Here is a 20,153-nt window from a genome sequence, read left to right as displayed (position 1 = left end):
GCCGGGCCGCAGGCCGATCGGCGGCCTCTGAAGCGCGTGACCGACGGGACTCGGTGACGCATCTGCCGCGAGGGGCCGTCGACCTCACCACTAAGGAGTGGGCGTCGTGACCGCGGAGACCTCTCAGACGCTCGACAGGGGACTACGGGTCCTCAAGCTGCTCGCCGACACGGATCACGGGCTGACCGTCACGGAGCTGTCGCACAAACTGGGCGTGAACCGGACCGTTGTCTACCGGTTGCTCGCCACGCTCGAGCAGCATGCCCTGGTACGCCGTGACCTGGGCGGACGGGCCCGGGTCGGGCTCGGTGTGCTCCGGCTCGGGCGGCAGGTGCATCCACTGGTACGGGAGGCCGCGATGCCGGCGCTGCGGTCGCTGGCGGAGGACATCGGCGCGACCGCGCATCTGACGCTGGTGGACGGGGCGGAGGCGTTGGCCGTGGCCGTGGTGGAGCCGTCCTGGACGGACTACCACGTGGCGTACCGGGCCGGGTTCCGGCATCCGCTGGAACGGGGGGCCGCCGGGAAGGCCATCCTCTCCGCCCGGCAGCAGTCCGCCGACGAGCCCGGATACACGCTGACGCACGGCGAGCTGGAGGCCGGCGCGTGCGGGGCGGCCGCGCCCCTGCTGGGAGTGACGGGGGTCGAGGGCAGCGTGGGGGTCGTCATGCTGGCGGAGGTCGTGCCCGAGCGGGTGGGCGCACGGGTGATGGACGCGGCCCGCGAGGTCGCGGAGGCGCTGCGCTGACGTGACGGCGACGGCACGTCGGGCGGCGCGACTGCCCGCGGCGGCGGCACGTTAGATTGACCCCCGTGCTCTCCCGCCTCACGCGTCCCCAAGCTCTCGCCGCCCTGGCGGTGCCCGTAGCGGCCCTGCTGGCCACCGCCGCCTTCGCGCCGCTGCCCTTCTCCGTCGCACAGCCCGGCCTGACCGCGGACGTGCTCGGCGCAAACAAGGGGACGCCGGTCATCACGATCTCCGGAGCACCCGTACGGGAGACCAGCGGGCAGCTGCGGATGACGACCATCGAGGCGACCTCCCCGGACACCCGCGTCGGCCTCCCGGAAGTGATCGACAGCTGGTTCAGCACCGACCAGGCGGTCATGCCCCGCGACGCCGTCTACCCCAGCGGCGACAGCGTCAAGGAGATCGAGCAGTACAACCGGAAGCAGATGAAGACGTCCCAGGACGAGGCGACCCGGGCCGCGCTGAATCACCTGAACCGCGAGGACGACGGCATCGACGTCAGTCTGAGGCTCGCCGACGTCGGCGGCCCCAGCGCGGGCCTGCTGTTCTCCCTCGGCATCGTCGACAAGCTGGACGGCGACGGCAGCGGCGGCGACCTCACCGGCGGCCGGGTCATCGCCGGTACGGGCACGATCGACGAGGACGGCACGGTCGGCGCGGTCGGCGGCGTCCCCCTGAAGACACAGGCGGCCAAGCGCGACGGCGCCACCGTCTTCCTGGTTCCCGGGGCCGAGTGCGCCGACGCGCAGGCCGAACTCCCCGAGGGCCTGCGCCTGATCCCGGTCACCACCCTCAAGGGCGCCGTGGAAGCGCTGGTCAACCTGGAGAAGGGCACCGGCAGGGTCCCCAGCTGCTAGGGCCCCTAGTTCTCCCTGACGAACCCTTCCTCCACCATCCAGTCCAGCGCCACCTGGTGCGGGTCCTCCCCGTCGACGTCCACCTTCGCGTTCAGCGTCTGTGCCACGTTGTTGTCCAGCTTCTCCGTGACCGGGGCGAGGACCTCGGCGATGGCGGGCCACTCCTCGAAGGTGCCGGAGTTGACCGTCGGCGCCGCGTTGTAGTTGGGGAAGAACTTCCTGTCGTCCTCCATCACCACCAGGTTCATGGACTTGATGCGCCCGTCGGTGGTGAAGACCTCGCCGTAGGTGCAGGTGCCCTTGGCCGCCTGGGTGTAGATGATCCCGGTGTCCATCTGCGTGACGTCGCCCGCCGGGAGGCTCATGCCGTACGCCTTCTCCATGCCCGGCAGCCCGTCCGCGCGGTTGGCGAACTCTCCCTCCACGCACAGCGTCACCGCACCCGGGTCGGACTTCGCCAGCGCGGCCACGTCGGAGAGGGTCCGGGTGCGGTACCTCTCGAAGTTCGCCTGGTTCATGGCGAGGGCGTAGGTGTTGTTCAGCTCGGACGGCTCCAGCCAGGTCACCCCGTTCTTCACGTCCGCGTCCCGCACCGCCAGCCACTGCTCGCGCGGATCGGGGATCGGCTTGCTGTTGCCCTGGTACGTGATCCACGCCGTGCCCGTGTACTCGAACCCGGCGTCCGCCTCCCCGCTGACGACCGCCTCCCGCGAGCCGACCGACCCCTGGATACCGGTCCGGTCGACGACCTCCGCGCCGGCCGCCTGGAAGGCGATGCCCATGATCGCCCCGAGGATCAGCTGCTCGGTGAACTCCTTGGAGGTGACGGTGAGCGTCGCGCCCTCCAGCGGCTTGCCCCTGCCGACCGAGCCGGGTTCCACGTCGTCGACCATGGGGGAGCCACTGGTCAGGCCACAACCCGAGGCCGCCGCCAGCAGGGCCCCGGCCACGAACAGCCAGACACGTCTCATGGCCCCGCCCCCAGTCCTCGCGGCCGCAGCAGGAGTTCCGCCAGCGAGGCCAGCCAGTCCACCAGCAGGGCGAGGGCGACGGTGAGGACGGAGCCCACCATCAGCACCGGCATGCGCTGACTGGTGATCCCGGTGGTGATCAGCACGCCCAGCCCGCCGCCGCCCCCGAAGGTCGCCAGCGTCGCCGTGCCGACGTTCAGGACGAGCGCCGTACGCACCCCCGCGAGGATGAGCGGCACCGCCAGCGGCAGTTCCACCCGGGTGAGCACGCCCAGCGGAGACATGCCGATGCCGCGCGCCGCCTCCAGCAGCGTCGGGTCGTTGGCCTTCAGACCGGCGATGGTGTTGGCCAGCACCGGCAGGACGGCGTAGGCGATGATGCCGATCAGGGCGGCTTTGCGGCCGATGCCCAGCCAGATGACCAGCAGCGCCAGCAGACCGATCGCCGGGGTGGCCTGGCCCATGTTGGCGAACGCCATCGCGGCCGGGGCGGCCCTGCGGAACATCGGCCGGGTCAGCAGGATGCCCAGCGGGATCGCGATGATCAGCACGAAGAACGTGGAGATCGCGGTGAGCTCGATGTGCTGCCACAGCGCCTTGCTGACCTGTCCGTCCGACAGCGCGTTCCGGGTGAGCGCGTCCAGGTCCGCCTGCTCGAACCACAGCCAGGTCGCGAGCAGTACGACGATCAGCACCGCCGGCAGGAACGTCAGCTTCTGCCAGGTCACCCGGGGCCGTCGCGCGGCCGTGGGCGGGGGAGCGGCCTCCGCCCGGTCGGACGCTCCGCCGCCCTCGTCCCGGAAGGCCAGCCCCTTCACCTCGTGCTCACCCTCGGGCCGCCGCCCGGAAGAGGTACTCACGCCTTCGCCGCCCCTCCGAAGCCCTCCTGCTCGGCGTGCGTCTGCGAGGCCCGCTGCTCCTGCAGGCCGGCCTGCGCCTCCCTCGCCTCCAGCCGGTCCGCCTCCAGCAGTTCGTGTACGGAGTTCATCAGCGTCTCCACGTCTACGACGCCCTCGTACGCGCCGCGCCGGCCGGTGACCGGAACCCGGCCGGTGTTGTCGGTGAGCACCGCCTCCAGCGCGTCCCGCAGGGTCGCGTCCCGGGTCACCGTGTCGTGCACCAGCGCGCCCGCGCGGGCCAGCGACCCCTTGGCGCGCATCATGTCGCCGCGCCGCAGCCACTTGTAGGGGCGGCCCCGCCTGTCGAGCACCAGCACCTCGTTGGTGCCGCCGGAGCGGAGCCTGGTGAAGATCTCCTGGAGCGGGTCGTCGACGCTCACCGTCGGGTACTCGGTGATCCCCACGTCCCGCACCCGGGTCAGGTTGAGCCGCTTCAGCGCTGCCCCCGCGCCGACGAAGCCGGACACGAAGTCGTCGGCGGGGTTGGTGAGGATCGCCTCGGGGGTGTCGAACTGGGCGATGTGGGAGCGTTCGCGCAGCACCGCGATCCGGTCGCCGATCTTGATGGCCTCGTCGAAGTCGTGGGTGACGAAGACGATCGTCTTGTGCAGCTCCCGCTGGAGCCGGATCAGCTCGTCCTGGAGATGGTCCCGGGTGATCGGGTCCACCGCCCCGAACGGCTCGTCCATCAGCAGCACCGGCGGGTCCGCCGCCAGTGCCCGTGCCACGCCCACCCGCTGCTGCTGGCCGCCGGACAGCTGACGCGGGTAGCGGCCGTGGAACTCGCCCGGGTCCAGACCGACCAGGTCCAGCATCTCCTCCACCCGCGCCCGCACCCGGGCCGCCGGCCAGCGCAGCATCCTCGGCACCAGGGCGATGTTCTGCGCCACCGTCATGTGCGGGAACAGCCCGCTCGCCTGGATCGCGTACCCGATCTTGCGGCGCAGTCGCACCGGGTCCATGTCGGTGACGTCCTCGCCGCCGATACGGATCCGGCCGCCCGTCGGCTCGATCAACCGATTGATCATCTTCAGGAGGGTGGACTTCCCGCAGCCCGACGGGCCGACGAGGATGACCGTCTCGCCCTCCCTCACGTCCATGCTGACGTTGTCGACGGCGGGCAGCGCGCTGCCCGGGTACCGCTTGGTCAGGCCCTCCAGCTCGATGGTCGCCCCGACCGACCGGGATCCCGCCCCGGCCCTCTCAGGAGCGGTCGGATCAGGCACGGATCCCCCTGGGAATGGTCAGCCGCCCGATCAGGACGTACGCGGCGTCGAACAGCAGGGCGAGGACGATGATCCCGAGGGTGCCCGCCAGCACCTGGTTCAGCGCGTTGGAGCTGCCCAGGGAGGCGATCCCCCGGAAGATCAGGTTGCCGAGGCCCGGACCGGAGGCGTAGGCGGCGATGGCCGCGATGCCCATCAGCATCTGGGTGGAGACCCGGATGCCGGTCAGGATGGGTGGCCAGGCCAGCGGCAGCTCCACCCGTGTCAGCCGGGTCAGCCGCGACATGCCGATGCCCTGGGCCGCGTCCACCAGCGACGGATCGACCCCGCGCAGGCCCACGATCGCGTTCCGCACGATCGGCAGCAGTCCGTACAGGGTCAGAGCGATCACCGTCGGCGGCACCCCGAGCCCCACGACGGGGATCAGCAGACCGATCATGGCCAGGGCGGGAATGGTCAGGAGGGTCGCGGTGGCGGTCGTGGCGAGGTTGCCCGCCCACTCACTGCGATAGGTGACCACCCCGATCACCACACCGAGCACGGTCGCCACCACCATGCACTGGAAGACGACGCTCGCGTGCTGGTAGGCGTCGATGAGCAGTTGCTGATGCCGGCTCCCCAGGTACTCCCAGAAGTTCACGCAGCTCACCCCAGCTCGGCCAGGTCGGTCACTCGCCGAGCGCGGCCTGCTCCACCAGCGGGATGATCCGCAGCGGAACGGGGTTCTCCATGACGATCGCCGTGGAGGCCCGGACGATGCCATCAAAACCGACGACGCGGTCGATCACCCGCTGGAGATCGGCGTTGGAGCGTGCCACCAGCCGGCACATCATGTCCCCGGTACCGGTCGTGGTGTGCAGCTCCAGCACCTCCGGGACACTCGCCAAGTGGGCCCGCACATCGGCGCCTTGACCCTGCCGGATCTGCAGCGTGGCGAACGCCGTGACCGGGTAGCCGAGAGCCGCCGGATCCACCTCGGGGCCGAAACCGCGGATGACTCCGTTCGACTGAAGCCGGTCCAGCCGGGCCTGCACGGTGCCGCGCGCGACCCCGAGCCGCCGGGACATCTCCAGCACCCCGATCCGCGGCTCCCGCGCCAGCAGCAGGATGATCCGCCCGTCCAGATGATCGATCGCCATACCGGCCCTTCCTTGACGCTCATCGTGTTGGTCATCCTGTACAGAAAGCCCGCACCGGCCGTCGGGCGACTGAACACATTGCCCAGTGGACAGGTGAACTATTGCGCACCTTGCAGGGCTGGCCCACCCTGCCCCTATGACGCAGACCACACACCGCACTCCCGAAGCGACCGCCCGGCAGGCCGACCCCTTCCCGGTCAAGGGAATGGACGCGGTCGTCTTCGCCGTGGGCAACGCCAAGCAGGCGGCGCACTACTACTCCACCGCCTTCGGCATGAAGCTGGTGGCCTACTCCGGACCGGAGAACGGCAGCCGCGAGACCGCCGCCTACGTCCTTCAGAGCGGCTCCGCCCGCTTCGTCCTCACCTCGGTGATCAAGCAGTCCACCGAGTGGGGCGCCTTCCTCTCCGACCACGTGGCCGCGCACGGCGACGGTGTCGTCGACCTCGCCATCGAGGTCCCGGACGCGCGCGCCGCGTACGCCTACGCCATCGAGCACGGGGCCCGCTCCGTCGCCGAGCCGTACGAGCTGAAGGACGAGCACGGCACCGTCGTCCTGGCCGCGATCGCGACGTACGGCAAGACCCGCCACACGCTGGTCGAGCGCGGCGGCTACGACGGCCCCTACCTGCCGGGCTACGTCGCCGCCGACCCGATCGTCGAGCCTCCGGCCCAGCGTTCCTTCCAGGCCATCGACCACTGCGTCGGCAACGTCGAGCTCGGCCGGATGAACGAGTGGGTCGAGTTCTACAACAAGGTCATGGGCTTCACGAACATGAAGGAGTTCGTGGGCGACGACATCGCCACCGAGTACAGCGCGCTGATGTCCAAGGTGGTCGCCGACGGGACGCTCAAGGTCAAGTTCCCGATCAACGAGCCCGCCATCGCCAAGAAGAAGTCCCAGATCGACGAGTACCTGGAGTTCTACGGCGGCGCGGGCGTGCAGCACATCGCGCTGAACACCAACGACATCGTGCAGACGGTCCGCCAGATGCGCGCGTCCGGTGTGCGGTTCCTGGACACCCCCGACTCGTACTACGACACCCTCGGTGAGTGGGCCGGCGAGACGCGGGTGCCGGTGGAGACGCTGCGCGAGCTGAAGATCCTCGTCGACCGGGACGAGGACGGGTACCTGCTGCAGATCTTCACCAAGCCGGTCCAGGACCGTCCGACGGTCTTCTTCGAACTCATCGAACGCCACGGCTCCATGGGCTTCGGCAAGGGCAACTTCAAGGCCCTCTTCGAGGCGATCGAGCGCGAACAGGAAAAGCGCGGCAACCTGTAACGCCGCCGACGCAGCCGTAGCTGCGGGCAGTCGTGCCGCCCTGCGGCACGACTGCCCGCGCAGTGCGAGTGCTCGGCACGACTGCCCGAGGCTAGGCAGTTTCGTTTGTTTCGTTCTCACCGCAGGCCAGGCGGGTGACGCACCCGCCGTCACCGATGTGATGGCCGGCCTGCGCGTTCCCCGTCGGGAGGACGGCTACGCACCAGGTCGGACCTGGTCCTGACCAACAGGCGTACTCCAGCCCGCGCCGCCCAGGCCGGTTGCCGCTGGTTTGCGGCACCACCGCCGCATCAGGATGAGGGGGACCATAGGGGCATGCGACGCCGGAGTGGCTGCGATCGCGGCAACGGCACACGACCTGAACTACGAAGTCGCGCTCTCGCACCCCGTGCCATATATCATCGGCGCTATGGACGGCGGGCGGTACTCGATCGAGATCGAGCCGGAGGTGCGGCTGTGGCTGGAGAACATTCCCGCCCATCACTACAAGCAGGCCGAACGCGTCGCCGACCTGCTCGCCGAGCAGCCCACCACGCTCGACGAACCGCACTCCCGCCATCTGGGCGGCAAGCTCCGCGAGCTGCGCTTCCGCCTGGGCGATGCCCATCAGCGGATCACCTACTGGCTGGCGCCCGGCCGACGTGTCGTGCTGCTCACCGTGTTCCGCAAGACCAAGATGCGCGAGCAGGCCGAAGTGGACCGCGCCCACGCCGCACAGCGATTGTGCGAGGCACAGCATGAAGCCGCCGCCGAGCACGACCTCTACAGCCGCAACCTCAAGGAGAACCGATGAACCACAGCGAATGGAGGACCCGTCGCCACCGCCAGCTGCTGGGCGAACACCTGGACGCTGACCCCGAGTACGACCGGGTCTACGAAGAGGCCGGCCTCGCCATGACGTTGGGCAAAGCCGTCTACAACAGGCGTGAGCAGCTGGGCCTGAGCGAGGCCGACCTCGCCGAGCGCATGCACGTCGACGTCGATGACATCGAAGGCATCGAGACGGCCACCGAGCTGCCGCCCATCGCGGTCATCATGCGCCTGGCCCGCGCACTGGACCTCACGGTGGACGTGCACCTCGCCGGCGGAGACGAGCCCACCGTCACCATCGTCGCCCCAGCGGCCTGATGCGGGGAGGAACCATGCAGGACCCGCCTTCCGTGCTCGCCCGTGAGCTCGGGCAACTCGTCCACGACCGGCGCATCGAGCTCGGGCTGTCCCAGGCCGAGCTGGCCGAGCGGTGCGGGATGAAGCAGCCGCAGATCTCCCGCTTCGAAGGCGGCGGAACCGTGCCCACGCTTCCCCTCCTGCGCCGCCTGGCTCACGCTCTCGGCGCCGACCTGGCCATCAGCCTCACCCCGCACGACGAAGCCGCTTGACACGCATTCGGAATTCTTGGAATTCCCCGGGGGCGGTGTAGACCGCTGACTGCACACGTACTATGTCCTGGCGGGGGCCACGCCGGTCCTGGTTCATCACTGCGACGACGCGTCCGACGACGACCTTGTCCGCGATCTGCTATATCCCGACCCACTCCGCGTAGTGCGCCAGCGCATTGCCGCGCGTCCGCTCCTGGCGCTTCAGGGCGAGCACCGTCTCTCGCGCGGTCGGTGCTGGCCGGCATCGAGGTCCAAGCGGAGGGCGCCGCGCCGGCGGCGCCTGCGGCCTCCATTGGTCGCGACCTTGGTGGCACGTGCGGCGTCCTCTAGAAAGACTCGGGCCCCGCTTGGACGGATGGTTCCCCCAGGCGGGCCAGCGCCGCCTTCGCCTGCGGTACCCGAAGCGGCGAGAACCACGGGTTGATCCACAACGCCTCCCGCAGATGCCGCCGAGCCGCCCCGTACCGCTCCAGCGAGCGCTCGATCATCCCCCGGTGGAACGCGTACAGCGCACTGCGCACACCCCCGCCCTTCGTCCCCTCGGTCGCCCGCACGGCGAAGGGCAGAGCCTCCTCGTGCTCGCCCGCCCGGTGCAGCGCCCACCCCAACGCGTCCGCCACCTCCGTCGACGGCTGCCGCTCCCACTCCTTCCTCAGCCGCCGCACGGCACGTTCCGCATCCGCGTGGTCCGCCTCGAACCGCCCCAGCACCAGTTCCTCGTCACCTCCGTGTGCCGCGGCCGCCCGCACCCGCTCCCGCACCACCCCGTACTGCACCCCCGCCGCCTGCTTCAGGCCCAGCGACTCGTACAGCTCGCCCAGCTCCAGCGCGTACTCCGGCCGGGGACACTGCGCCAGCGCCGCCCGGTACGCGCTCAGCGCCTCCGTCATCCGCCCCAGTGACGCCAGCGCCCTGCCCTGTCCGGCCCGCGCCGCCCACTGGTCGGGGTCGATCCGCACCGCCTCCCGGAAGTGCCGCAACGCGTCCTCCCGGTCCCCCCGCTCCCAGGCGAGCTGCCCGGCCCGTTCCAGGTACGCCGCCCGCTCGGCCGGCTCCCCGGTGGCCGACACCGCGTCGGCGAGCTTCGCCGCGGCGTCCTCCCGCCAGCCCCGGTTGCGGTACACGGCCGCCGCCCGCGCCATCACCGCGGGACCGTCGCGCAGCGCGGTGAGCCTCTCCAGCAGCTTCGCCGTCTCCTCCTCGTCCCCGAGCCCCGCCGACGCCTCGATCAGCGGCGGATACGCCGTCCACCGCTTGGGCTCCAGCTTCCGCGCCGCCTCGCCCCACCGGCGCGCCCCGGCGAAGTCCCGCCGCGCGTTCGCCAGCGCGGCGAGCCCTCGCAGCGCCGGGGCGTTGTTCTCCGGCCGCACCATCAGCGAGGCGCGCAGTGCCTTCTCGGCCCGCGGCCAGTACGCCGGATCCGCCAGCCGCAGCCCCTGCTCCACCCGTGCCGCCCCGAGCACCGCCCAGGCCTCGGCGTCCTTCGGGTGCCGCTTCAGATGCCGTTCCCGCTCCTCGGCCAGCGCCTCCAGGTCCGGCAGCGCGGCCGGCACCCCGCTGGTGACCGCGGCCAGCGCCCGCGCCTCGGGAGTGGGCGCGAGCGGCGCCCCTCGGTCCCACGGCAGCAGCACCAGAACCCCGCCGAGCGCCGCACACCCGGCGACCGAGGCGAGCAGCGCCCGGCGGCGACCCCTCCGGCGGGGCACACACGGCTTGTCGTCCATGACGCACACTGTGCGTCCCCCACCCTGAACATACGATGATCACACTCCGGCGTGACGCGGCTGCCGTACACGGGGTTCACACCGATGGCCCCGGGTGCGACGCTGTGATCATGAGCCGTATCGAAGCGCGACGCGATGAAGACACGGTGACGGCCGGCCCTCTCGTCGACCGGCTGCTCGTCGACCGGCTGCTCGACGGCCTGCCCGCGGAGGCGGTCCTCACCGACCCCGGCATCACGGCCTCCTACGCCCACGACATGGCGAGCTTCTGCCCGGCCGGCAGCCCCGCGGCGGTGGTCCTGCCGCGCACGGTCGAACAGGTCCAGCACATCATGCGCACCGCCACCGAGCTGCGCGTCCCGGTCGTCCCGCAGGGCGCCCGCACCGGCCTGTCCGGCGCCGCCAACGCCACCGACGGCTGCGTCGTGCTCTCCCTGACGAAGATGGACCGCATCCTGGAGATCAGCCCGGTCGACCGGATCGCCGTCGTCGAACCCGGCGTCGTCAACGCGGCGCTCTCCCGTGCCGTCGGCGAACACGGCCTCTCCTACCCGCCGGACCCCTCCAGCTGGGAGACGTGCACCATCGGCGGCAACATCGGCACCGCGTCGGGCGGGCTGTGCTGCGTCAAGTACGGCGTGACGGCCGAGTACGTCCTCGGACTGGACGTCGTCCTCGCCGACGGCCGCCTGATGTCCACCGGCCGCCGCACCGCCAAGGGTGTCGCCGGATACGACCTCACCCGCCTGTTCGTCGGCGCCGAGGGCTCCCTCGGCGTCGTCGTCCGCGCGGTCCTCGCCCTGCGGCCCAAGCCGCCCGAGCAGCTGGTGCTGGCCGCCGAGTTCTCCTCCGGCGCCGCCGCCTGCGACGCCGTGTGCCGCGTCATGGCAGGGGGCCACGTCCCCTCACTCCTCGAACTCATGGACCGTACGACGGTCAAGGCCGTCAACGACATGTCCCGCATGGGCCTGCCGGAGTCCACCGAGGCGCTGCTGCTGGCCGCCTTCGACACCACCGACCCCGCCGCCGACCTCGCCGCCGTCGGCGCGCTGTGCGAGGCCGCCGGCGCCACCCGGGTCGTCCCGGCCGACAACACCGCCGAGTCCGAACTGCTGCTCCAGGCGCGGCGGATGTCCCTGGTCGCGCTCGAAGCGGTCAAGGGCACCACGATGATCGACGACGTGTGCGTGCCCCGCTCGAGGCTCGGCGAGCTCATCGACGGCGTCGAGCGGATCTCCGAGAAGTACCGGCTCACCATCGGCGTCGTTGCGCACGCCGGCGACGGCAACACCCACCCGACGGTCTGCTTCGACGCCACCGACCCGGAGGAGTCGCGGCGGGCCCGGGAGTCCTTCGACGAGATCATGGCGCTCGGTCTGGAACTCGGCGGCACCATCACCGGCGAGCACGGCGTGGGCATGCTCAAGAAGGAGTGGCTGGCGCGCGAACTGGGCCCCGTGGGCCTGGAGATGCAGCGAGCCGTCAAGAAGGCCTTCGATCCGCTGGGCATTCTGAACCCGGGCAAGCTCTTCTGACCACGAAGGTGCCCGAAAGGGGTGGGGTCCGGCCGGACAGGCCGTCGGAGCCCCGCCCGTCTGATAGATGTGGTTCCCCCCGACCCACCCCATCGAGCAGATACGGGACGACGGAATGAGTGCCCCAACCCCGGCCCCCGGCGACGACAGGCCCCGCGAAGGGTACTACCCGGACCCTTCCATTCCGGGATATGTCCGGTACTGGAACGGCGCCTCCTGGGTGCCGGGCACGAGCCGTCCGGCACCCAAGGACGGAGAGCCGCTCGCGGCGCCGTCCGGCGCGGGACCGGCCCGGCCCTCCGTGGAGGAGACCGGCCCCCACTTCTTCGACGAGGACCCGGCGGACGCGCCGGCGGCCCCGTCACCGTTCCCGCCCCCTGCTTCCGCGGCGTCTCCGTCACCGGCCGATGTGCAGCACGGCAGCCGGCCCGAACCCGCCTCGGCCTGGGGCGCCGACCGCTCCCGCCAGTCCGGCTTCGGCGGCGACCAGGACCGCAAGGTCTCCTGGGGCGCCGACCCGCGCGTGCCGCACGCCGCCGCACCGCCCGCACCGGAGGCCGCGACCGCGGAGCCGGACACCCCGGACGCGGGCCCGGCCGGCGGCACCTTCGTGTTCCGCAGGCCCGTGGCGAAGCCGCAGCCGGCCGCCGATGCCGGTGCCGGTGCCGAGGACGAGGGCACGATGACCTTCCGCGCCGTCACACCGCGCACGGGAGAGCAGAACCAGGGGCGGGGGACCTCCTCGGCACGCCCCGGCTTCGGCGCAGGGAAGGCCGCGTCCGCCCGTGCCGCCGCCTCCGCCCCGGCGCCGTCCGGACCGCAGCAGGCCACCGCCCCGGCCGTGCCCCCGCAGACCGCTTCCCCGGCGCGGCCCGCCGCTCCCGCCGTGCCGGCCGCTCCCGCCGTGCCGGCCGCTCCCGCCGCACCGGCCTCCGCCGCCCCCGCCTCGGCGGCTGCGGGCTCCGCGCCCCTGACGAGCGGCGCCGGCGGTGGCCAGTCCTCCTGGGCGCAGCAGGTGCACCGGCTCGCCGGTGGCGAGGAGCCGCCGGTCGTGCCGTGGAAGCCGCCGGTCGACGACGTGTTCCAGGCCGCCGCCCGCCGTCAGGCCGAGGCCCGCCCCGCCGCGCTCGGCAGGCGGCTGGCCGCCCGGCTGTTGGACACCGTCGTGCTCGGCGCCGTCACCGCCGCGGCCGCCGTACCGCTCGGCGGCAGGGCCATGGACCACATCGACGCGAAGATCGAAGCGGCCAGGCTGTCCGGCGAGACCGTCACGGTCTGGCTGCTCGACGGCACCACCTCGGTCCACCTCGGCATCGTCCTCGCCGTCCTCCTCGTCGCCGGAGTCCTCTACGAGGTGCTGCCCACCGTCAAGTGGGGGCGCACCCTGGGCAAGAAGCTGCTGGGACTGGACGTACGGGACATCGAGAGCCACGATGCCCCCGGTTTCGGCGCGGCCCTGCGCCGCTGGCTGGTCTACAGCGTCCCCGGGCTGCTGGTTGTCGGCGTCGTCGGTGTCCTGTGGTGCCTGTTCGACAAGCCCTGGCGGCAGTGCTGGCACGACAAGGCCGCGCACACGTTCGTCGCCGGCTGATCTCCGGGGCCGGCGCCCCGCACCGCCGGTACTCCGGACGGCGGCTCGCCGGATGCGCGGCCGGGGGGTTCGCGGTCGACTCGGGTGCATGACCACCGAACCGCCCCCCGGCTCCGGTCAGCAGCCGCCGGACGACGACGACCCGTTCAGGAAACACCCCCCGCCGGGCGGCCCCGGAGCCCCGGGGTCCGGCTCCCCGTACGACGCCCCTGGCTCGGGCCCCGGCGAAGGCGGCCCGTACGGCGGCGGCCCCTCGGGAGGCGGCCCCTACGGCGGTGGCGGGCCTTCAGGAGGCGGCCCCTACGGCGGTGAGGGCCCGCCGGGAGGCGGCCCGTACGGCGGTGGCGGCCCCTACGGAGGCGCCCCCGGCTCCTCCGATCCCCTCGCCGGCATGCCCCCGCTCGCCGACAGCGGCAGGCGCACGCTCGCCCGCGTCATCGACATGATCCTCATCGGGATCGTCGTCGTCCTGTTCACCTGGCCGTTCGGCGTCAACGAGTACACCGTCGACGGCAACGACATCAACGTCGGCAACGGCTTCACGCAGTCCGTCATCGCCGCCGTGCTCTACATCGCCTACGACACCTTCATGACCGCCCGCTCCGGCCAGACCCTGGGCAAGAAGTGGCTGGGCCTGAGGGTGGCCGACCTCGCCGACGGCTCGAACCCCTCCGTGCAGACGTCGCTGACCCGCGCCGCCGTGCTCTGGCTGCCGTTCGCCTTCTGCTGCGCCTGCGTCTGGACCGCGGTCTCGGGTGGCTGGAGCTTCTTCGACCGGCCCTACAAGCAGGGGCTGCACGACAAGGCGGCCAGGACCGTGGTGGTCAGCACCGGATGACGCGAGAAGGGCGGAAGGCCGCGGTCAGGACGCCGCCCGTTCCCGTACCGGCTCACGGACGGACTCCCGCACCGGCTCACGGACGGGGGAGGGGACGGTGGCCCGCACCGGCTCCGGGGCCGTGGGCCGTGCCACCGCCGCGGCGGGCCGCAGGGGCGCGGGGAGCGCGACGGTCATGGCCACCAGCAGTCCGAGGATGAGCGCCGACACGGCGACCACCGCGATGCCCACACCCGAACTCGTCCCGGACAACAACAGCATGGCGAAGGTCGAGAGGACCACGGTGCACGAACCGTAAGCGAGCTGAGCGACAGTAGGACGGGGCATGGCCATCGTGTCCTCGGGAGTCGGGGGCTGTCGGCCTGGCTTTCCACCGGTTCAAGGGCGTGCCGCCAAGCGACTCTAACCGCGAGCGTGCCCGAGCGGAACGGGTGGTAAGCGTGACCTAACCGACAGCGTCGGTGCACAGGGGGCGCACGGATTCATGACGTCCATCAGCTGGACGGTCGCACGCGCCCTGTCGTATGCGCACGGGTGTGTCCGAAAAGCGAACCACGACTCCGCATAGTGCAGTTGAACTGTGCAAGTCAAGGTCTGTTTTTTTAGCCGAACCTCTAGTCAAATGTCGTCACTTGACTACACGCGTTGATCACGTCCGCGCGGGATCTTCCACCAACGGAACCTCCTTCGACCGCGCGTACGGACGCTGGAGGGGATCTCGAGTGACCAGTAGACCCTGGACGTTCAGAGCGGCCGCGACAGGCGTGGCGCTCGCGGCGGTTACCGCCACATGCTCTGCGTTCACCGTGGCCCAGGCCGACACGGCTGACAAGGCCGACCGTCCCGGCGCCGTGGAACGGCACGACCCGGCCGAGCGCAACCACGTCGAGCACGACCTCGAGGGGCCGCTCTCCAAGACGCAGGAGGCCCAGCGCGAAGAAGCCCTCAACCAGGTCATATCCGGTAAGGCCTCGGTCAAGAACCGCGATGGTTCGAAGGTCGTCCAGCTGAAGAGCAAGAAGGGCGACGCCAAGTACGTCGAGCTCGGCCGCGAGAAGACCGACAAGATCTTCACGATCCTGGTCGAGTTCGGGGACGAGATCGACAGCCGCTACGGCGGCACCCCGGGCCCGCTGCACAACCAGATCGCCAAGCCGGACCGCAGGACGGACAACTCCACGGCCTGGCAGGAGGACTACGACCAGCAGCACTTCGACGACCTGTACTTCGGCTCCGGCAAGGGCGTCGACTCGGTCAAGACCTACTACGAGAAGCAGTCCTCCGGCCGCTACTCGGTGGAGGGCGAAGTCTCCGACTGGGTCAAGGTCCCCTACAACGAGGCCCGTTACGGCAACAACGCCTGCGGCGACAGCAACTGCCCCAGCGTGTGGAACGTCGTCAGCGACGGTCTGAACGCCTATGTCGCCCAGCAGAAGGCGGCCGGCCGCACCGACGCCCAGATCAAGGCGGACGTCGCCCGCTTCGACGAGTGGGACCGCTACGACTTCGACGGCGACGGCGACTTCAACGAGTCCGACGGCTACATCGACCACTTCCAGATCGTGCACGCCGGTGAGGACGAGTCCGCGGGCGGCGGCGCCCAGGGCGAGGACGCGATCTGGGCCCACCGCTGGTACGCCTTCGGCACCGACGCCGGCGCCACCGGACCCGAGCAGAACAAGCTCGGCGGTGCGCAGATCGGCTCCACCGGCATCTGGGTCGGCGACTACACCGTCCAGCCGGAGAACGGCGGACTCGGCGTCTTCGCCCACGAGTACGGCCACGACCTCGGTCTGCCGGACCTCTACGACACGGCAGGCGGCGAGAACTCCACCGGCTTCTGGACGCTGATGTCCTCCGGTTCCTGGCTCGGCACCGGGAAGAAGGAGATCGGCAACCTGCCCGGCGACATGACCGCCTGGGACAAGCTCCAGCTCGGCTGGCTGAACTACGACACGGCCAAGGCCGGCGTCAACTCCTGGCACAAGCTGGGCGTCGCCGAGTACAACACCAAGCACAAGCAGGCGCTGGTCGTGACGCTGCCGAAGAAGGCCGTCACCACCGAGATCGTCCCGCCGGCCGAGGGCCAGACCCAGTGGTGGAGCGGCAGCGGTGACAACCTCAAGAACACGCTGACGCGTTCGGTCGACCTGACCGGCAAGTCCGCCGCCGAGCTCACCTTCGACGGCTGGTACGAGATCGAGTCCAACTACGACTACCTCTACACCGAGGTGTCCACCGACGGCGGCGCCAACTGGACCGCCATCGACGGCACGGTCGACGGACAGCCGATCCCGCGCGACGGCAGCGACAAGCCCGCCCTGCACGGCGCGGTCGACGGTTACAAGAACCTGGCGTACTCCCTGGACGCCTACGCGGGCAAGAAGATCGACCTGCGCTTCCGCTACCAGACCGACGGCGGTCTGGCGATGAAGGGTTTCACGGCCGACCGGATCACCGTCACCGCTGATGGTGCCGTCCTGTTCTCGGACAACGCCGAGAGCGCCGACGCCGCTTGGACCGCCACCGGCTTCACCCGCAAGGGCGCTTCCTTCACCAAGGACTACGCGCAGTACTACATCGCCGAGAACCGCCAGTACGTGTCGTACGACAAGACCCTCGAGGTCGGCCCGTACAACTTCGGCTTCACGACCCGTCCGGACTGGGTGGAGCACTTCGCCTACCAGAACGGTCTGCTGATCTGGAAGTGGGACACCTCCCAGGCGGACAACAACACCAGCCAGCACCCGGGCACCGGTCTGGTCCTCCCGGTCGACTCGCACCCGACCGCGATGAAGTGGTCCGACGGCACGCTGATGCGCAACCGCATCCAGACCTACGACGCGACCTTCAGCACGTTCCGCACCCAGGGCATGACCCTGCACAAGGCGGACGTGGCCACGTGGATCCCGGGGTCGAAGGGTGTGCCGGTCTTCAACGACCGCACCCACACCTACTACGACGCCGAGAACCCGGGCGGCGGTGTCAAGATCACTGACACCAACACGAAGATCAAGATCCTGAAGGAGGCCAAGAGCGGCTCGACGATCGAGCTCGAGGTCGGGCCTGCGGGCAGGTAAATAGCGTCTGCCCAGGTCAGAGCGTGATCGGCGGTGACCCCCTGGCGGGTCACCGCCGATCCGTGTTTAGGTGCCCCCTGTGACTCTCTTATTGACACCGGCTGACACGGGGGTATGAGCGCATGGCCGCAGGAGGTTTCTGCAAGCTGCCGAACGGCACGGTGGTGGTGGCGCTCAACCTGCCCAGCCCCGCCGCCGGCGCACCCGCCGGGGTCCGCGTCCTCGTCCACGCCCACAACCGCGCCCGTGCCCTGACCAGGCTGCGCAACCTGGGCCTCAGGGCCATCTACCTGCGCGGCAACGCCGCCCCGCCGACCCCGGACGAGATCACCGCGGTTCTCCACCACCCCGACGGCCTCATATGGCGCACAAGCCCCGAGACCGGCACCCTCACGGTGGAACTCTGGCACCCGATCAAGGCCCTCCTCAGACGCCCCACCCGCGCCTGACCACGCCACCGCGCCCAGCCCCGGCCCACCGCGCGGCGCTGCCCGACCGCAGCCCACCGTGGTGCCCGACCGCAGCCCACCGTGGCGCCCGACCGCAGCTCACCGTGGCGCCCGACCGCAGCCCACCGTGGCGCCCGACCGCAGGCAAACCGTGGCGCCCGACCGCAGGCAAACCGTGGTGCCCAACCCCGGTCCACCGTGGTGCCCGGCCGCGGGCATTCGTGCCGCAGGGCGGCACTGGTGGGCGCGGTGGCACCGGCTCGGCGCCGCAAGCTGCAGCCACCCCCCGGCCCACCCGCGCACGGCCTCACCGCACGACCGGTGCCCCGGAGAGCTCCACCCCCGCGCCCCGAAGCTCCTCCAGCGCACGCTCGGTGGACTCCCGGGCCACCCCGGCCGTGAGACCGAGCAGCACCTGGACCCGGAACCCCTCCTTCGCCGCATCCAGCGCGGTGGCCCGTACACAGTGATCCGTGGCGATGCCCACCACGTCCACCTCCTCGACCTCCCGCTCCCGCAACCACTCCGCCAGCGTCGTCCCGTTCTCGTCCGCCCCCTCGAACCCGCTGTAGGCGGCCGAGTACGCCCCCTTGTCGAACACCGCGTCGATCGCCCCGGAGGTCACCGCGGGCGCGAAGTTCGGGTGGAACCCGACCCCCTCCGTCCCGGCGACACAGTGCGCGGGCCAGGACCGTACGAAGTCGGGGTTGTCGGCGAAGTGGCCGCCGGGCGCGATGTGGTGGTCGCGGGTGGCCACCACGTGCTGGTAGCCGCCGGCGGAGCCGGCCTGGCCGATCAGCTCGGTGATGGCGGCGGCCACATCCGCCCCGCCGGTCACGGCGAGGCTGCCACCCTCGCAGAAGTCGTTCTGCACGTCGACGACGATCAGTGCGCGGCGCATGGCGGTGTCCTTCGATGAGGGGGTCGGGTGGTGGACGGGCCCGGCCGGGTGGGACCTCCGAGCCTATTGAACGGGGGACGACACGGACAGGGGCAAGGTAAACGGCAACGGCACGCCTTTAGCTACCCGAGGGCCCGTTCGCGTACTCCGTCGGAAGCACGGGTTCCCCCCGGGAGAGCTGCGTGGCGGACAGCGGCAGCCCCGCACGCGCCGCCGCGTGCCGGTCGCGGACCACGTCCAGCGGCTCGCGGACGATCACCTCGCCGCCCTTGACCAGCGGCACCAGCAGCTGCCGGTCGGCCAGCGCGTCCGGCACCTCACCGGTGCCGATCACCTCGGCCTCGGCCACGCCGTACGCGTCCAGCCGCCGAGCCGCCCACTTGCGGCCGCCGATGGAGGTCTTGCCGCCGGTGGACTTCTTCGCCACCGGCACCAGCGGCGCCTCCGGGTCGGCGGTCTCGGCGCGGGCGACCAGCTTGTAGACCATGGAGGCCGTCGGGTGCCCGGAACCGGTCACCAGCTGCGTCCCCACTCCGTACGCGTCCACCGGCGCCGCCGCCAGTGAGGCGATGGCGTACTCGTCCAGGTCCGAGGTGACCAGGATCCGCGTCCCGGTCGCGCCCAGCTCGTCGAGCTGCTGCCGCACCCGGTGCGCGACCAGCAGCAGGTCACCGGAGTCGATGCGGACGGCGCCCAGTTCCGGCCCGGCGATCTCGACGGCCGTGCGGACCGCCTCGGTCACGTCGTAGGTGTCGACCAGCAGCGTCGTACCGCCGCCGAGGGAGTCCACCTGGGCGCGGAAGGCGTCCCGCTCGCTGTCGTGCAGGAGGGTGAAGGCGTGGGCGGAGGTGCCCACGGTCGGGATGTTGTAGCGGAAGCCGGCCGCCAGGTCGGAGGTGGAGGCGAAGCCGCCGATGTACGCGGCCCGGGAGGCGGCCACGGCGGCCAGCTCGTGGGTGCGCCGGGCGCCCATCTCGATCAGCGGCCGCTCCCCGGCGGCGGACGACATCCGGGAGGCGGCCGCGGCGATCGCCGAGTCGTGGTTGAGGATCGACAGGATCACGGTCTCCAGCAGGACGCACTCGGCGAAGCTGCCCTCGACCCGCAGGATCGGCGAGCCCGGGAAGTACACCTCGCCCTCGGGGTAGCCCCAGATGTCGCCGGAGAAGCGGTAGCCGGCCAGCCAGTCCACGGTCCGGTCGTCGACGATCCCCTTCTCGCGCAGGAAGCGCAGGACGTCCGCGTCGAAGCGGAAGTTCTCCACCGCGTCCAGCACCCGTCCGGTGCCGGCCACGACGCCGTAGCGGCGGCCGTCCGGCAGCCGCCGGGTGAAGGCCTCGAACACGCTGTGCCGCCCGGCCGTACCGGCCTTCAGCGCGGCCTGCAGCATCGTCAGTTCGTACTGGTCCGTGAAGAGCGCCGTCGAGGGAACCTCCACCGGCAGCCCAAGATCCGCTGTGTTCATACGACGGATGCTACCCCCATTTCGTCAGTCTGACGATTTCGGGTCCGGATGCCGGACGCCGGCACC

Annotated in this window: 20 protein-coding genes; 11 read left to right on the top strand and 9 right to left on the bottom strand. The window is 71.1% G+C overall.

The window, feature by feature from the left end; translation table 11 throughout:
* Positions 1 to 106: 106 nt before the first annotated feature.
* Positions 107 to 748 carry an IclR family transcriptional regulator gene (locus ACZ5C2_RS28450; protein WP_468797224.1) on the top strand — a complete coding sequence of 214 codons (642 nt, stop codon included), beginning with the start codon at positions 107 to 109 and terminating at the stop codon, positions 746 to 748.
* A gap of 65 nt (positions 749 to 813) precedes the next feature.
* On the top strand, positions 814 to 1,605 hold the full coding sequence (locus ACZ5C2_RS28445) for a hypothetical protein (RefSeq protein WP_468797221.1): 792 nt from the start codon (positions 814 to 816) through the stop codon (positions 1,603 to 1,605).
* Positions 1,606 to 1,610: 5 nt separating this feature from the next.
* On the opposite strand, the gene ACZ5C2_RS28440 is transcribed toward ACZ5C2_RS28445, so the two are convergent.
* Genes ACZ5C2_RS28440 through ACZ5C2_RS28420 form a run of 5 tightly spaced genes read right to left on the bottom strand, consistent with a single transcriptional unit; the run spans position 1,611 to position 5,840 of the window.
* Entirely contained in the window at positions 1,611 to 2,576 is a 966-nt protein-coding gene (locus tag ACZ5C2_RS28440) for a glycine betaine ABC transporter substrate-binding protein (RefSeq protein WP_468797218.1), read from the bottom strand.
* A complete protein-coding gene (locus ACZ5C2_RS28435; RefSeq protein WP_468797215.1) occupies positions 2,573 to 3,436 on the bottom strand; it encodes an ABC transporter permease in 864 nt (287 codons plus the stop codon). The genes ACZ5C2_RS28440 and ACZ5C2_RS28435 overlap by 4 nt, the downstream gene beginning before the upstream one ends.
* Complete coding sequence (locus ACZ5C2_RS28430) at positions 3,433 to 4,701, bottom strand: betaine/proline/choline family ABC transporter ATP-binding protein (protein ID WP_468797212.1); 1,269 nt, start codon at positions 4,699 to 4,701, stop codon at positions 3,433 to 3,435. Before ACZ5C2_RS28430 ends, ACZ5C2_RS28435 begins: the two co-directional genes overlap by 4 nt.
* On the bottom strand, positions 4,694 to 5,341 hold the full coding sequence (locus ACZ5C2_RS28425) for an ABC transporter permease (RefSeq protein WP_468797209.1): 648 nt from the start codon (positions 5,339 to 5,341) through the stop codon (positions 4,694 to 4,696). Before ACZ5C2_RS28425 ends, ACZ5C2_RS28430 begins: the two co-directional genes overlap by 8 nt.
* Positions 5,342 to 5,369: 28 nt before the next feature.
* Complete coding sequence (locus ACZ5C2_RS28420; protein ID WP_189595521.1) at positions 5,370 to 5,840, bottom strand: Lrp/AsnC family transcriptional regulator; 471 nt, start codon at positions 5,838 to 5,840, stop codon at positions 5,370 to 5,372.
* A gap of 136 nt (positions 5,841 to 5,976) precedes the next feature.
* Here ACZ5C2_RS28420 and hppD point away from each other — a divergent pair, with 136 nt between their 5' ends.
* The 4 genes from hppD (at position 5,977) to ACZ5C2_RS28400 (ending at position 8,504) form a co-directional block, all read left to right on the top strand.
* On the top strand, positions 5,977 to 7,125 hold the full coding sequence (gene hppD, locus ACZ5C2_RS28415; RefSeq protein WP_468797204.1) for a 4-hydroxyphenylpyruvate dioxygenase: 1,149 nt from the start codon (positions 5,977 to 5,979) through the stop codon (positions 7,123 to 7,125).
* 409 nt (positions 7,126 to 7,534) lie between these two features.
* Positions 7,535 to 7,918 (top strand): type II toxin-antitoxin system RelE/ParE family toxin, encoded by a 384-nt coding sequence (locus ACZ5C2_RS28410; RefSeq protein ID WP_468797201.1) that lies wholly within the window; start codon positions 7,535 to 7,537, stop codon positions 7,916 to 7,918.
* Positions 7,915 to 8,253 (top strand): helix-turn-helix domain-containing protein, encoded by a 339-nt coding sequence (locus tag ACZ5C2_RS28405; RefSeq protein ID WP_468797198.1) that lies wholly within the window; start codon positions 7,915 to 7,917, stop codon positions 8,251 to 8,253. Before ACZ5C2_RS28410 ends, ACZ5C2_RS28405 begins: the two co-directional genes overlap by 4 nt.
* Entirely contained in the window at positions 8,253 to 8,504 is a 252-nt protein-coding gene (locus ACZ5C2_RS28400; protein ID WP_468797195.1) for a helix-turn-helix domain-containing protein, read from the top strand. The genes ACZ5C2_RS28405 and ACZ5C2_RS28400 overlap by 1 nt, the downstream gene beginning before the upstream one ends.
* Before the next feature lie 326 nt (positions 8,505 to 8,830).
* Here the strand turns inward: ACZ5C2_RS28400 and ACZ5C2_RS28395 are convergent, their stop codons facing one another.
* Positions 8,831 to 10,228, bottom strand: a complete 1,398-nt coding sequence (locus ACZ5C2_RS28395; RefSeq protein WP_468797192.1) for a tetratricopeptide repeat protein — start codon at positions 10,226 to 10,228, stop codon at positions 8,831 to 8,833.
* 104 nt (positions 10,229 to 10,332) lie between these two features.
* Here ACZ5C2_RS28395 and ACZ5C2_RS28390 point away from each other — a divergent pair, with 104 nt between their 5' ends.
* The 3 genes from ACZ5C2_RS28390 to ACZ5C2_RS28380 all read left to right on the top strand — a co-directional run bounded on the left by ACZ5C2_RS28390 (position 10,333) and on the right by ACZ5C2_RS28380 (position 14,192).
* Complete coding sequence (locus ACZ5C2_RS28390; RefSeq protein ID WP_468797189.1) at positions 10,333 to 11,763, top strand: FAD-binding oxidoreductase; 1,431 nt, start codon at positions 10,333 to 10,335, stop codon at positions 11,761 to 11,763.
* Positions 11,764 to 11,878: 115 nt separating this feature from the next.
* Positions 11,879 to 13,354: an RDD family protein gene (locus tag ACZ5C2_RS28385; protein WP_468797186.1), complete on the top strand. Its 1,476-nt coding sequence runs from the start codon at positions 11,879 to 11,881 to the stop codon at positions 13,352 to 13,354.
* An 88-nt stretch (positions 13,355 to 13,442) separates the two neighbouring features.
* Entirely contained in the window at positions 13,443 to 14,192 is a 750-nt protein-coding gene (locus ACZ5C2_RS28380) for an RDD family protein (RefSeq protein ID WP_468797183.1), read from the top strand.
* Between the two features lie 24 nt (positions 14,193 to 14,216).
* Here ACZ5C2_RS28380 and ACZ5C2_RS28375 read toward each other — a convergent pair whose 3' ends face one another.
* Positions 14,217 to 14,525 carry a hypothetical protein gene (locus ACZ5C2_RS28375; RefSeq protein WP_468797180.1) on the bottom strand — a complete coding sequence of 103 codons (309 nt, stop codon included), beginning with the start codon at positions 14,523 to 14,525 and terminating at the stop codon, positions 14,217 to 14,219.
* 389 nt (positions 14,526 to 14,914) lie between these two features.
* Here ACZ5C2_RS28375 and ACZ5C2_RS28370 point away from each other — a divergent pair, with 389 nt between their 5' ends.
* Together ACZ5C2_RS28370 and ACZ5C2_RS28365 are read left to right on the top strand one after the other, a co-directional pair.
* Positions 14,915 to 17,272 (top strand): immune inhibitor A domain-containing protein, encoded by a 2,358-nt coding sequence (locus ACZ5C2_RS28370; protein ID WP_468797177.1) that lies wholly within the window; start codon positions 14,915 to 14,917, stop codon positions 17,270 to 17,272.
* A gap of 122 nt (positions 17,273 to 17,394) precedes the next feature.
* Positions 17,395 to 17,721 (top strand): hypothetical protein, encoded by a 327-nt coding sequence (locus ACZ5C2_RS28365; protein WP_468797174.1) that lies wholly within the window; start codon positions 17,395 to 17,397, stop codon positions 17,719 to 17,721.
* Positions 17,722 to 18,028: 307 nt separating this feature from the next.
* Here the strand turns inward: ACZ5C2_RS28365 and ACZ5C2_RS28360 are convergent, their stop codons facing one another.
* Positions 18,029 to 18,622: an isochorismatase family protein gene (locus ACZ5C2_RS28360; RefSeq protein WP_468797171.1), complete on the bottom strand. Its 594-nt coding sequence runs from the start codon at positions 18,620 to 18,622 to the stop codon at positions 18,029 to 18,031.
* A 118-nt stretch (positions 18,623 to 18,740) separates the two neighbouring features.
* A complete protein-coding gene (locus ACZ5C2_RS28355) occupies positions 18,741 to 20,087 on the bottom strand; it encodes a nicotinate phosphoribosyltransferase (RefSeq protein ID WP_468797168.1) in 1,347 nt (448 codons plus the stop codon).
* Between the last annotated feature and the right edge of the window lie 66 nt (positions 20,088 to 20,153).

It is taken from the genome of Streptomyces sp. NPDC031365 (genome assembly GCF_055569765.1).
Note: the sequence above shows the minus strand (reverse complement) of the source record. Positions and strands in the feature narration are given on the sequence as shown.